This is a genomic window from uncultured Algibacter sp. (assembly GCF_947490405.1).
Lineage (GTDB): Bacteria > Bacteroidota > Bacteroidia > Flavobacteriales > Flavobacteriaceae > Algibacter_B.
In genome coordinates this window covers 483,291-496,331 of sequence record NZ_CANLGU010000002.1, presented here as the reverse complement: position 1 = coordinate 496,331, position 13,041 = coordinate 483,291, and the positions used below count along the sequence as shown (strand labels likewise).

Below are 13,041 nucleotides of genomic sequence, written 5' to 3'. Positions count from 1 at the left end.
TTAGTTGTTAGTTATTAGCTATTAGAATTTCTTCTGACTAAAACTTTACTTTTTATTAATAATGACACTTACCACATTCTAGACCGCCCATTTGAGCAGCTGTTAATTCATCAACCCCATACTTTTTAGAAAGTTCTTCATGAATTTTTTCGTAGTATGCATTTCCTTTTACATCAACCTTAGTTTCTCTATGACAGTTAATACACCACCCCATAGTTAAAGGCGCATGTTGATACATCACTTCCATTTCTTCAACAGGACCGTGACATGTTTGACACTCTACTCCTGCCACTGTTACGTGTTGAGAGTGATTGAAATATGCAAAGTCTGGCAAGTTGTGGATACGCACCCATTTAACTGGTTTGGTTTCACCCGTATATTTCTGCTCAGCATCGTCCCAACCTACAGCTTCGTATAATTTTTTGATTTCTCCATCATAAAACTCTTTACTGTATTCTTCTGTAGCTGTTTCTGGAGCAACCTCATAAATAGATTTATGACAGTTCATACATACATTAAGAGATGGTATCCCAGAGTGCTTACTAACTCTTGCTGAAGAGTGACAGTATTTACAATCTATACCATTATCGCCCGCATGTATCTTATGTGAATAATGTATTGGCTGTACTGGTTGATAGCCTTGATCTACTCCTATTTGAGACAAATAACCATAAATAAAATAAGCACTTGCCAATAAGAAAAATATAGACACTACAATCATTAAGAATTGATTCTGAACAAACGCTTTCCATAACGGTGTTCTTCCAGATGACTCTGGCAAATCCAAACCTTGAGCCGTTGCAAAACGACGCAATGTTTTATTTACTAAATATAAACCTGCAGCCAAAAGAATAAATAAGATAGCTAATGCACCTAATATTATCTCGTTTGAAATTCCGCCTGAAGTATTTGACTGACTTACAACCTCAGATCCAGGCACTGGAGCAGGAGGCGCAGGAGCTTCAGCAGCTGTGTAAGCCAAAACATTATTAATATCTTCATCAGACAATTGTGGAAATGCCGTCATTGCAGCACCACCATACTCATTGTAAATTTTGTTAGCATAAGCATCGCCAGATTTAATAACCCCAGCACTGTTACGAATCCATGCGTATAACCAGTCTCTATCTAAACCTTGTTCCTCAGCTAATCTTGCTTCTACGTTACGTAAAGCAGGACCAGTCATTTTCTTATCTAATTTATGACAAGCCGCACAATTGGCATTAAATAAAGATTTTCCTTTTGCTGGATCGCCTTCCTGAGCAGAAAGAGCAGATGTAAACGCTAATAATACAACTAAGCCCAAACGAAGAAAGTTCGTACTTAATTTACGGTGAATCACCTTTTTCATATTGTTGGTCAAATTAACTTCTAAACTTTGGTATGATTTTTTCATTACTACAAATGGAAAAATATACAGTTAAAAAAATCTCTCGCAAAAGTAATATTAAAAGTCGATTTTAGAAATGTTAGCGAAGTGTTAATTACTAATTTAGAGGGATTCTAAATAATAAAAAAAGCCATATTTAGTTTTATATCGTATACATTTGTATAATAATATTTTAAAAATGAAACCACTACATTCCAAATTCAAAATTATAAGTTTTCTTTCCTTGATTTTAATATCATCATATGCTTTTTCTCAACAAGGACAAGTTGTAATAAATCAAGATAAACATATTACGGTTTTATTAGACTTAAAAAAAGAGATGAATAAAAACGAAACGAGTCCTGAACGTTATAAAATACAAGTATATTCTGGGAATCGTTCTGGTGCTTATGAAGCTCAAAAAGAATTTAGTAGTTCATTTGGCGGGTGGTATCCAAGCATGCAATATGAAACACCAAACTTTAAAGTTTGGGCAGGCAATTTTAGAACTAGACTAGAGGCAGATAGAGCACTAATGAAAATTAAGAGAAAATTCCCTAATGCTTTTATTTTTAAACCTAAGAAAGAAAAGAGTTAATTTTTAGCACTTGATAACCTCAATTTTTTTATTCGGTACATTATACTTGCTTTAGCTCTAAGCAAAAAACTATTAAACTTTGTTACAAGCCCTACTTTTTTATCAAAGAAAGATTCTCCATCTCTATCATTTATAGTTTCATAAGTACATTTAACAAATGAATCAGGAATCTTTTTGTTTTGACTGAAAGACATATGCATGCCGTAATCGCAAATTGAATAATTTTTATTTGTTTTATCTTCAATCTGAAAAAAAGGTGACGAATCCTTAAATGTTCTAATAGAAATATCACAATTATCTACAATATACATTTCTACACAAAAAAACAGAAAGTTATCAGTTTTCAATTTTTCAAGGAAATCGAAATTTTTGCTTGAATAAAACTTTTTATGGTTGATGCTATAATGTTTATCATTTGTACAATAAAAAACTGAATTGAAATCAAAGTCATTCATTTTACTTATTATGACTTTTTCATTCATACTCAAATCCAACTTTTTATTTAATCGATCTGTTCTCCTTAAATGTAATCCTATCGTAGGTTTTGGCAATTGAGCTATAACTTTATTTGCTATTTCAATTACTCTTTTGGGTGCAGCAACCATTGGAATCACAAATTTAGCTCCATTACCATGATATAGTTTTGCTAAACTAACAACATCACCTAATTTGTTTAGGTTCCAAAAATTATCATCAACTAGATTTCTAACAACTAAAACTTCATTTCTATTATAATCTAATGGGGTATCATTAATTTCTAAGATATCTTTTTCATCTATTTTATTTGCAATATCATCAAAGTTCTCATTGAATATATAATCTACTTTTAAACTATCAATATTACAATACTCATCAACTATGTAACTATCCTTTTTTTTACCATTGTTATGTTTCGAACCTAAAGCGAATTTTGGAATAACTGCTGTTCTATTACTTAATTTTGCTTCTGCTAATAAAATCATCAAACAAGCTCTTCTATCTGACAAACCTTCACCCCATCTGGCCTTTGCGTTATAATATAAATATTTCACCATAAGTCTAATACCGTTAGAAAGATCATAAATATACTTTATAAAAAAAGAGCGACCTAGAAAAGTCGCTCTTTAGTAATTTACCCCTTATGAGAAGGTTATTTCAAAGTCTTTTTAACCTCAACTTCATGGAAGGCTTCTATAATATCTCCTTCTTTAATATCATTGTAGTTTTTAATTTGCATACCACAGTCATAACCTTTTGATACTTCTTTAGCATCATCTTTGAATCGCTTTAACGATGCTAATTCTCCTGTATAGACTACTACACCATCACGTATTAAACGAATACCTGAATTTCTGAGAATTTTACCATTGGTTACCATACAACCAGCGATACTACCTACTTTAGAAACTTTAAATATTTCTCTAATTTCTGCGGTACCGGTAACTTCTTCTTTAAGTTCAGGAGATAACATACCTTCCATCGCATCTTTCAAGTCATTAATAGCATCGTAGATAATTGAGTATGTTCTGATATCAATTTCTTCCTTATCTGCAATCATTCTTGCATTACCAACAGGTCTTACATTAAACCCAATAATAATGGCATCAGATGCTGTTGCTAATAATACATCACTTTCAGTAATAGCTCCAACACCTTTATGAATAATGTTTACATGAATTTCTTCAGTAGATAATTTCTGGAATGAATCTGTTAAAGCTTCCACAGAACCATCCACATCCCCTTTAAGGATGATATTCAATTCTTGGAAATCTCCTAGTGCAATACGACGACCAATTTCATCAAGCGTAATATGGCGTTGTGTTCTAACAGATTGCTCGCGTTGTAATTGCGCACGTTTGGAGGCAATTTGTTTTGCTTCACGTTCGTCTGCAAATACATTAAACTTATCACCAGCTTGTGGCGCACCATCTAAACCTAATATAGAAACAGGTGTTGAAGGTCCTGCAGCTACAACATCATTTCCGCGTTCATCATGCATTGCCTTTACTTTACCACTATGCTGTCCTGCTAAAACATAATCTCCAACCTTAAGTGTTCCTGCTTGTACAAGAATAGTTGATACATAACCACGACCTTTATCTAAAAATGCTTCTACAACCGTTCCAACAGCTGGTTTATCTGGGTTAGCTTTAAGCTCTAACAATTCAGCTTCAAGCAATACTTTTTCTAATAATTCTTTAACTCCCGTACCAACCTTTGCTGATATGTCATGAGATTGTATTTTCCCACCCCAGTCTTCAACTAATAGATTCATATTAGCAAGTCCTTCTTTTATCTTTTCTGGATTTGCGGCGGGTAAATCGATTTTATTGATAGCAAACACAATTGGCACTCCCGCAGCTTGAGCATGCGAAATAGCTTCTTTAGTTTGCGGCATAATATCATCATCTGCAGCAGCTACAATAATAGCAATATCTGTTACTTGAGCACCACGAGCACGCATAGCTGTAAAAGCCTCGTGACCAGGAGTATCTAAAAACGCTATTTTTTGTCCGTTTTCTAATTGAACTCCGTAAGCTCCAATATGTTGTGTGATTCCACCAGATTCTCCAGCAATTACATTCTCTTCACGGATGTAATCCAAAAGCGATGTTTTACCATGGTCTACGTGACCCATTACTGTTACAATTGGTGCACGAGATTCTAAATCTTCTGGTTTATCTTCAATTTCTTCAATAGATTCTTCAATATCAGCAGTTACAAATTCTACTTGATAACCAAATTCCTCAGCAACAATAGATAATGTTTCAGCATCCAAACGCTGATTCATGGTTACCATCATACCAAGAGACATACATGCTGAAATAATTTCGGTAACCCCAACATTCATCATGGTAGCCATTTCACTTGCTGTAACAAATTCGGTAACCTTAATTATTTTACTTTCTGCTGCTTCTATCTGTTGATCAATCTCAGATTGTTCTCTGTGTTGATCTCTTTTATCTCTTCTATATTTTGCCCCTTTACCTTTGTTTGATTTACCTTGAAGCTTTTCAAGTGTTTCTCTAACTTGTTTTTTTACATCCTCTTCACTAGGCTCTTCTTTAACAACATTACGGCGTCCTTTTCCTTTAAAACGATCGTTTCTATTTCCACCTCTATTATTGTCTTGAGGACCACCAGCTTTACTTATACGACGACGTTTTCGCTTGTTTCCAGAAGCAGCGTCACCAGATTTTGCATCAGGTTTCTTATCTTCTTTCTTCTTTTTTGGTTTGTTGAATTGTGATAAATCTATTTTATCTCCAGCAATTTTAGGACCTGTTAACTTTTTGTATTGCGTAGTAACTTTTTCATCTGGAGTTACCAATTCGCCATCTACAACAACTTTTTTAGGCGCTTCTTTTTTAACCTCTTCCTTCTCAGGAGCAGGTTTTTCTTCTTTTTTTACAGGTGCTTCTTTTTTAACCTCTTCCTTCTTAGGAGCAGGTTTTTCTTCTTTCTTCTTTGCATCTAAATCAATTTTTCCAACTGTTTTAGGTCCTGAAAGTTCAGCAGCTGCTTTAACAACTTCTTCTTGTTGAGCTTTTTCTCTGGCTTCTTGAGCTTTTTGCTTTTCTTCTAATTCTTTTTCACGTTTAATACGTAAATCTTCTTTTTCCTTAAGCTTAGCTTCACTTACTGCTTGCGACTTAATTTTCTTATTGGCATCCGTCTCAAATTCATCTGAAAGCAGATTATAAGTCTCCTCAGAAATTTTAGTAGTGGGACGTTTCTCAATTTCCACGCCTTTAGAATCTAAAAATTCTACAGCACGGTCTAAAGAAATATTCAGTTCGCGTAATACTTTATTTAATCTAATTGTGTCAGCCATAAATCGCCTTTAAAATACTCAAATATATAGATTATACCAATTAAGGCATAAAATCATGCAAATCTGCACTTTTATTTACTATTCTTCAAATTCTTCTTTTAGAATTCTAATAACGTCTTGAATCGTTTCCTCTTCTAAATCCGTTCTTTTAACAAGATCATTAACATCCTGCTCTAATATACTTTTGGCAGTATCTAAACCTGCTTTACTAAACTCATCGATGATCCAAGATTCTATTTCATCAGAGAACTCGCGTAATTCAACATCCTCTTCAGCACCTTCTCTAAATACATCTATCTCGTAGCCTGTTAACTGTCCCGCTAAACGGATGTTATGACCACCTCTACCAATAGCTTTACTTACCTCTTCTGGCTTAAGTATAACCTCGGCACGTTTATTCTCTTCATCCAATTTAATTGATGTTACACGTGCTGGACTTAATGCTCTTGTGATGAATAATTGTAAGTTATTAGTGTAGTTAATTACATCAATGTTTTCATTTCCTAACTCACGAACGATACCATGAATTCTTGACCCCTTCATACCAACACAAGCTCCAACAGGATCAATTCTATCATCATAAGAATCTACTGCTACTTTTGCTTTTTCTCCAGGAATTCTTACCACATGTTTGATAGTTATTAAACCATCAAAAACCTCAGGTATTTCTTGTTCAAATAATTTCTCAAGAAATACTGGAGAACTTCTAGACATGATGATTGTAGGTTTAGCACCTTTAAGCTCTACACTATCAATAACACCTCTTACATTATCCCCTTTTCTAAAAAAATCAGAAGGAATTTGTCTGTCTTTTGGAAGCACAATCTCATTTCCTTCATCATCTAAAAGAATCACTGCTCTATGACGAATATGGTGTACTTCTGCTGTGTATATTTCTCCTACTAGGTCTTTAAATTGTTTAAAGATAATGGTGTTATCATGCTCATGGATTTTAGAAATCAGATTTTGACGTAATGCTAAAATAGCGCGTCTTCCTAAATCAATAAGCTTAACTTCTTCAGACACATCTTCACCAACCTCAAAATCTGGCTCAATTTTACGAGCCTCAGTTAATGAAATTTCTTGATTTGGTTCTTCAACCTCACCATCTGCAACAACAATTCTATTTCTCCATATTTCTAAATCTCCTTTGTCTGGATTTACAATGATATCAAAATTATCATCATCCCCAAACTTCTTTTTTAAGGCACTTCTAAATACATCTTCTAAAATTGCCATTAACGTTACTCTGTCAATTAGCTTATCGTCTTTGAATTCTGAAAATGATTCAATTAACGCGACATTCTCCATAACTCTTTAAATTAAAATTTAATCATAACTTTTGCTTCTACAATATTTTCATAAGGAATATTTACTTCCTTTTTTACAGTTACTTTGCCTTTACCAACAGGTTTAGGTTCTCTAACTTTCCACTCTAATTTTATATTATTTTCTGTTGCTTCTGTAAGTTTGCCTTCAATTTCCTCAGAAGATGTTCTTACTTTCAATGTTCTTTCAATATTTTTTATATACTGGCGTTGATGCGTAAGTGGTGACGCTGCTCCGGCAGACATAACTTCTAAAGAAAAATCTTCTTCTTCCCTATCTAAATTATGTTCAATAGCTCTACTTATAAACATACAGTCTTCAACCAAAACACCATTATCTCCATCAATAATCACCTTAATATGATTTTCAGAGTTAATTGAAAAATCAATTAAAAACAAATCCGAACGTTCAACTAACGCTGTTTCAAGTAATTCTTTAACTTTATTTTTAAACATTTTAAGTATAAAAAGAGGGGACTGTCCGTCCCCTCATAATCTTTAATTTCGCCTTTCAACGGTGCAAATATATAACATTTTATTGATTTTTAAAGGAATATTTCATAAATTTAAGTACACCATAGCTTAACTAATTATGAAAAAAATATTAGTTCCTACTGATTTTTCTGAACAAGCAGAAAACGCTTTAAAAGTAGCTGCACAATTAGCTAAGGCTCACAAGGCAGAAATATACCTTTTGCATATCTTAGAAATCCCCCTACATGAGGTAGATGCGATGAATTCGCAAAGCGACTTACCCGAAGCCGTATTTTTTATGAAATTGGCTCATAAGAAGTTTGAAAATATTTTAAATAAGGATTACTTAGAAGGCGTAACCGTACACGAAACTGTTGATTTTCATGAAATTTTTAAAGGTGTTTTTCAAACATGTAAAAAACATGATATCGATTTAATTATCATGGGATCAAATGGTGTAAGCGGTTTAAAAGAAATGCTTATTGGTAGCAATACTGAAAAAATAGTTAGAACTTCTGAAACCCCTGTACTTGTTGTTAAAAAGGAACATGAAACTTTTAAAGTAAGTGATTTTGTTTTTGCTTCTGACTTTAAAGAGGAAAGTAAGGTTACGTATAAAAAAGCGGTTGATTTTGCTGCAATTTTAAAAGCGAAATTACATTTACTTGTGGTAAATACACCTAATAAATTTATTACTTCAGACCATGCTAATGAGCGCATGCAAGATTTTGCTAATTCGTCCAGCTTTTCAAATTACTCTACTAATATTTATAATGATGTAACTATTGAAAAAGGCATTATGAATTTCTCGGAGTCTATTGGTGCCGATTTAATAGGTATGAGCACCCATGGCAGGCAAGGGATTTCTCATTTTTTTAACTGTAGTATTAGTGAAGACTTGGTGAATCATGCAAAACGCCCTGTGATTACTTTTAAGATTTAATTTTTCTCGCAGAGGTTTAGAGGCGCAAAGGTTTAATCTGGGATTTATTTTGATTTATGTAAATTTGAATAATTAAGCGAGGAAATTATGAAGCTTACTTGTCTTTACATTCGTAATTAATTTCAAAAACAACAACTCTACCGTTTCTGTTAATAATTAAATCATAGTTATCACTTTTTTTTGAAATAATATCTCCAGATTGGATATAATCATAAGCACCACTTTTGTCATAATTAAAAATTACAATATCTTTTCCTTTATTTTTAGTTAGCTTGATAGTTTTGTTCAAGTGATTCGTAGAGTCAATATATTTTTTAGATACTAGGCCTGAATAGGAAAAATTCTTTTCCGTTTCAAAAGATTTTTGACATGACGATATACTATTGTTAGTTTTTGTAATAAAAAAAATAACACAGATTACTGGACTTATATATAGAGCAATTTTCCAATATAACTTAAATATTTTATTCATAACTAAGCTTTTTATTGACAGTTTTCCAATACGGATTGAGCATAGAAAGATCCCCAGAATAACCAAGACACACCTATAACAGTGAATGTTATCGTTAACACAATAGATAATAAATGGCTATTGTCTATTTTAGGCCTCTCACTTATTATTTCTGTAGCATTATTTTTTTTATGATAGTACATATAATTCAATGCCATTAATAAAATCGCAACTCCAATCATAATCCACTTATCAATCTTACAGCAAAACAAGTTAAGAGCAATCATATCGATTACACTATTAATCCATAATGATTCCACAAAACTCAATGTAAATATAACTGTAGCATGTGGTTCATCATCTGGAATCACTCTTGTGTAAAATTCGTAATAGTAAAAATAAAATACTTTAAATAATTTCATATTTGTTTACAATTAATACCCGAATAAAACAAAAAATCCTAACTTCTTTCGAAATTAGGATTTAAATGTTGGCCCACTAGGGCTCGAACCTAGACTCTTTGGTACCAAAAACCAACGTGTTGCCAGTTACACCATGGGCCATTCTTGCAATGAGGGTGCAAATTTAAAATAAAATTTTCTTTGCACAAGTATTTTTTAAAAATAATATAGTCTGTTTGACGTTTTTGTGTGTGTCATTGATGTATATGTTAAGACAAACCAAATAGTTGTGTCTCGTTTGAGATTTATTGTTAAATTCGCCAATGCAAACAAACATAGACATACATGGCACATTTAAACTATAAAAAATGGAATACCATTTTAGGTTGGTTCTCGTTTTTAATAGCACTGATTACATATAGCTTAACCGTTGAACCTACAGTGAGTTATTGGGATGCTGGTGAGTATATTTTAACGTCGGCTAAGTTGCAGGTTGGACATCCACCAGGGGCACCTTTATTCCAAATGATGGGTGCGTTTTTCTCTATGTTTGCTTTTGAGCCTTCTCAAGTTGGTTTTATGCTAAATATGATGAGTGCCGTAGCAAGTGCATTCACCATTCTTTTTATGTTCTGGACCATTACTTTGCTTCTAAAAAAATTAGTTGGTGGTAAAAAAGATATGTCTCAAGGCAAAGCAATGGCTATTTTAGGTAGTGCTTTAGTAGGAAGTTTAGCGTTTACTTTTACAGATTCGTTTTGGTTTAATGCCGTTGAAACAGAGGTTTACGCCATGGCTACTCTAATCATGTCGGTTTTGTTTTGGTTAGGTTTACGTTGGGAACAAGATATGGACAAGCCTCGCGGTAACCGTTGGCTTATTTTAATTGCTTTTGTTATTGGACTTTCTTTTGGAGTTCACTTCATGGGATTATTAACTATTCCTGCCATTGGTCTTATTTATTACTTTAAAAACTACAAAGACATAACTATTAAAAACTTTATTATTGCTAATGTAGTTTCTGTTGGGGTTTTACTTTTTGTTTTTAAATTATTAGCACCTAACATTCTAAGGATTTTTAGTGCTTTTGAGTTGTTTTTTGTAAACACTATTGGCTTACCCTTTAATTCTGGTTCTGTAATTGCTGGTATTGCATTAGTAGCTATTATTTTTTATGCTTTAAAATATACACGTCAAAAAAATTACACACATTTAAATACAGGAATTCTGTGTTTAACTTTTGTTATTATTGGGTTTTCAACTTGGTTAATGCTACCTATTCGTGCAAATGCTAATGTTGTTATTAACGAAAACAATCCTTCCAGCGCGCGCGAATTATTAGCATATTACAACTTAGAACAATACCCTGAAACCCATTTGTTTTACGGTCCGCAGTTTACTGACCAATATGCATATTTAGATGATAATAACCCGTATATAGATGACAAACCTAAATATGAAAAAGATGAAGAAAAAGGGGAGTATGTGATAGTTAATAATTGGAAAAATGCTAAGCAAAATTACAATTCTGATCACGCATCTATATTGCCTCGTATGTGGAGTACAGAACATGCTGAAAACTACATGATGTTTTCTGGTTTTTTAGATTTTAAATTGAAGCCAGAATACGCCATGGAGAATGAGTTGATTGGTGCGGTTTCAAAATTTAGAAACGATGTTAAACAAGGCAACATTGATTATGAAGATTATAATGCTTTTTTAAAACAGTTTAAAGACTATATTGTTATAGAAAAGCCCTCTATAGCGAGTAATGTAAGATACCTTTTTGAATATCAATTAGGATATATGTATTGGCGTTATTTTATGTGGAATTTTACTGGAAGACAAGACGATATTCAAGGGCGATATGACAACCACGGAAATTGGATTTCTGGGATAAAACCAATTGACGAATGGCATCTAGGATTTTCTCAAGATAATTTACCAAGTGATGTAAAAAATAATAAAGCCAGAAATACGTATTACCTATTACCACTAATCTTAGGTTTAATTGGGTTTTTCTTTTTATTTAATAAAGACAGAAAGCTATTTTGGGTGATGCTTGTATTTTTCTTGTTTACAGGTATTGCCATACAGGTTTATACCAATGTGCGACCTTTTGAACCTAGAGAACGTGATTACTCTGTAGTTGGTTCTTTTTATGTGTTTGCACTTTGGATTGGTTTTGGAGTTTATGCTATTTATGATTTACTCAAAAAGTACATGTCCAAAAAATTAGTAGCACCAATTGTTACTATGGTTTGTTTAATACTAGTTCCAGGAATTTTAGCAGCCAATAATTGGGACGACCATGATAGATCTGACAAATACACTGCCAGAGCTATGGCCAAAATGTATTTAGATTCCTGTGCTGAAAATGCCATTTTATTTACTATTGGAGATAATGATACGTTTGCATTATGGTATGCCCAAGAAATTGAGGGATATAGAACTGATGTGCGTGTTGTAAACACCAGTTTGTTTCAAACAGATTGGTACATAGACCAAATGAAACGTAAGGCTTATGAGAGTGACCCTGTGCCATCTCAACTTACGCACGACTTATATAAATATGGCACTAATGATTATATTATTATTCAACCTGTTGTAAAAGACACGTTAGAAGTTAAACGCTTTTTAGATTTCGTTGCCAGTGACAACCCTAAAACAAAATATAAATACGTCTTGAAACAGCAAGGTGTTGATATGACTAACGTAAGGAGTCAGGATGCCAACGCAACCTACCTGCCAACACAATTTTTAAGAATTCCTGTAAATAAAGAAAACGCTTTAAACTCGGGTATTGTAAAACCTAAAGACGCTGATAAAATTGTATCGAAAATAGATATTAAAGTTACGGGTGGTGCCCTTTACAAAAACAGATTATTAATGCTGGATATTGTTGCTAATAACGAATGGAAACGCCCTATCTATTTTACTGGAGGAAGTTTTGGTGATGATGATTATATTTGGATGAAAGACTACTTACAATTGGATGGTATGTGTTATAAACTTGTGCCAATTAGAACGCCAGTTGACAGAGCAAATCCTTTTGATATGGGACGTGTAGATAGCGATTTAATGTATGAAAAGGTAAAAAATTGGGATTGGGGTAACAGCGGAAGCTCTGAGATTTACCATGATGTGGAAACACGTAAAAACTCAATTACTTACAGAGGTAACTTAGCGCGCCTTACTGAGCAGTTAATTAACGAAGATAAGCTTGATAAAGCTGAAGAAATTGCAGATATAGCTATGGATAACATGCCTGTAGACTATTTTGGCTATTACACTTTATTAGAGCCTTTTATTGGTGCTTATTACGAAGTTGGCAACAAAGAAAAAGCGCAACGTTTATTTAAAGATGTTGCCAAGAAGTATCAAGAAAACTTATCGTATTACAGTAGTTTAAAGATTGATAACCAAGAACGTTCGTTTGAAGATATTTATACAGATATACAACGTTACAAAGGCTTGATTGATGTTTTAATAAAATATGACATTGATTTTGCTGAAGCCGAAGGTGATGTGTTTAATAACTACTTGAGAGCTTTTAAACATTTTTATGGCGATGATGTGAAAGAAGATGAAGTTAGAACAGATGTAGATATTCCTGTTGATAGCAGCTTGCCTATTGAAAGTGATAGCTCGAATTAATATTGT

The 13,041-nt window shown here is 33.1% G+C and carries 10 protein-coding genes and 1 tRNA gene; 3 read left to right on the top strand and 8 right to left on the bottom strand.

Annotation, left to right across the window (positions count from 1 at the left end; translation table 11 throughout):
* Nucleotides 1–55: 55 nt before the first annotated feature.
* Nucleotides 56–1,351 (bottom strand): c-type cytochrome, encoded by a 1,296-nt coding sequence (locus Q0772_RS06130; RefSeq protein ID WP_298342426.1) that lies wholly within the window; start codon nucleotides 1,349–1,351, stop codon nucleotides 56–58.
* A gap of 217 nt (nucleotides 1,352–1,568) precedes the next feature.
* Here Q0772_RS06130 and Q0772_RS06125 point away from each other — a divergent pair, with 217 nt between their 5' ends.
* On the top strand, nucleotides 1,569–1,967 hold the full coding sequence (locus Q0772_RS06125) for an SPOR domain-containing protein (protein ID WP_298341500.1): 399 nt from the start codon (nucleotides 1,569–1,571) through the stop codon (nucleotides 1,965–1,967).
* Here the strand turns inward: Q0772_RS06125 and Q0772_RS06120 are convergent.
* The 4 genes from Q0772_RS06120 to rimP form a co-directional block, all read right to left on the bottom strand.
* Nucleotides 1,964–3,001, bottom strand: a complete 1,038-nt coding sequence (locus Q0772_RS06120) for a hypothetical protein (protein ID WP_298341497.1) — start codon at nucleotides 2,999–3,001, stop codon at nucleotides 1,964–1,966. The genes Q0772_RS06125 and Q0772_RS06120 overlap by 4 nt on opposite strands.
* Before the next feature lie 95 nt (nucleotides 3,002–3,096).
* Entirely contained in the window at nucleotides 3,097–5,781 is a 2,685-nt protein-coding gene (infB, locus tag Q0772_RS06115) for a translation initiation factor IF-2 (RefSeq protein ID WP_298341494.1), read from the bottom strand.
* A gap of 78 nt (nucleotides 5,782–5,859) precedes the next feature.
* The gene (nusA, locus tag Q0772_RS06110) at nucleotides 5,860–7,092 is read right to left on the bottom strand and encodes a transcription termination factor NusA (protein WP_298341491.1); all 1,233 of its coding nucleotides are present in this window, start codon (nucleotides 7,090–7,092) and stop codon (nucleotides 5,860–5,862) included.
* A gap of 11 nt (nucleotides 7,093–7,103) precedes the next feature.
* Nucleotides 7,104–7,565, bottom strand: a complete 462-nt coding sequence (gene rimP, locus Q0772_RS06105) for a ribosome assembly cofactor RimP (RefSeq protein WP_298341488.1) — start codon at nucleotides 7,563–7,565, stop codon at nucleotides 7,104–7,106.
* A 136-nt stretch (nucleotides 7,566–7,701) separates the two neighbouring features.
* Here rimP and Q0772_RS06100 point away from each other — a divergent pair, with 136 nt between their 5' ends.
* Nucleotides 7,702–8,526, top strand: a complete 825-nt coding sequence (locus Q0772_RS06100) for a universal stress protein (RefSeq protein WP_298341485.1) — start codon at nucleotides 7,702–7,704, stop codon at nucleotides 8,524–8,526.
* 94 nt (nucleotides 8,527–8,620) lie between these two features.
* Here Q0772_RS06100 and Q0772_RS06095 read toward each other — a convergent pair whose 3' ends face one another.
* The 3 genes from Q0772_RS06095 to Q0772_RS06085 form a co-directional block, all read right to left on the bottom strand.
* A complete protein-coding gene (locus tag Q0772_RS06095) occupies nucleotides 8,621–8,998 on the bottom strand; it encodes a hypothetical protein (RefSeq protein WP_298341482.1) in 378 nt (125 codons plus the stop codon).
* An 11-nt stretch (nucleotides 8,999–9,009) separates the two neighbouring features.
* Nucleotides 9,010–9,399 carry a hypothetical protein gene (locus tag Q0772_RS06090; RefSeq protein WP_298341479.1) on the bottom strand — a complete coding sequence of 130 codons (390 nt, stop codon included), beginning with the start codon at nucleotides 9,397–9,399 and terminating at the stop codon, nucleotides 9,010–9,012.
* 68 nt (nucleotides 9,400–9,467) lie between these two features.
* A tRNA-Gln gene (locus Q0772_RS06085) sits at nucleotides 9,468–9,540 on the bottom strand.
* A gap of 183 nt (nucleotides 9,541–9,723) precedes the next feature.
* On the opposite strand from Q0772_RS06085, the gene Q0772_RS06080 reads away from it, so the two are divergent.
* The gene (locus Q0772_RS06080; RefSeq protein WP_298341476.1) at nucleotides 9,724–13,035 is read left to right on the top strand and encodes a DUF2723 domain-containing protein; all 3,312 of its coding nucleotides are present in this window, start codon (nucleotides 9,724–9,726) and stop codon (nucleotides 13,033–13,035) included.
* Nucleotides 13,036–13,041 lie beyond the last annotated feature (6 nt).

Excerpts from the sequence above, each read along its gene's own strand:
- Q0772_RS06130 (WP_298342426.1), bottom strand. The coding sequence starts at position 1,351 with ATGAAAAAGGTGATTCACCGTAAATTAAGTACGAACTTTCTTCGTTTG.
- Q0772_RS06120 (WP_298341497.1), bottom strand. The coding sequence starts at position 3,001 with ATGGTGAAATATTTATATTATAACGCAAAGGCCAGATGGGGTGAAGGT.
- Q0772_RS06080 (WP_298341476.1), top strand. The coding sequence starts at position 9,724 with ATGGCACATTTAAACTATAAAAAATGGAATACCATTTTAGGTTGGTTC.
- Q0772_RS06090 (WP_298341479.1), bottom strand. The coding sequence starts at position 9,399 with ATGAAATTATTTAAAGTATTTTATTTTTACTATTACGAATTTTACACA.
- Q0772_RS06100 (WP_298341485.1), top strand. The coding sequence starts at position 7,702 with ATGAAAAAAATATTAGTTCCTACTGATTTTTCTGAACAAGCAGAAAAC.
- Q0772_RS06125 (WP_298341500.1), top strand. The coding sequence starts at position 1,569 with ATGAAACCACTACATTCCAAATTCAAAATTATAAGTTTTCTTTCCTTG.
- nusA (WP_298341491.1), bottom strand. The coding sequence starts at position 7,092 with ATGGAGAATGTCGCGTTAATTGAATCATTTTCAGAATTCAAAGACGAT.
- Q0772_RS06095 (WP_298341482.1), bottom strand. The coding sequence starts at position 8,998 with ATGAATAAAATATTTAAGTTATATTGGAAAATTGCTCTATATATAAGT.
- rimP (WP_298341488.1), bottom strand. The coding sequence starts at position 7,565 with ATGTTTAAAAATAAAGTTAAAGAATTACTTGAAACAGCGTTAGTTGAA.
- infB (WP_298341494.1), bottom strand. The coding sequence starts at position 5,781 with ATGGCTGACACAATTAGATTAAATAAAGTATTACGCGAACTGAATATT.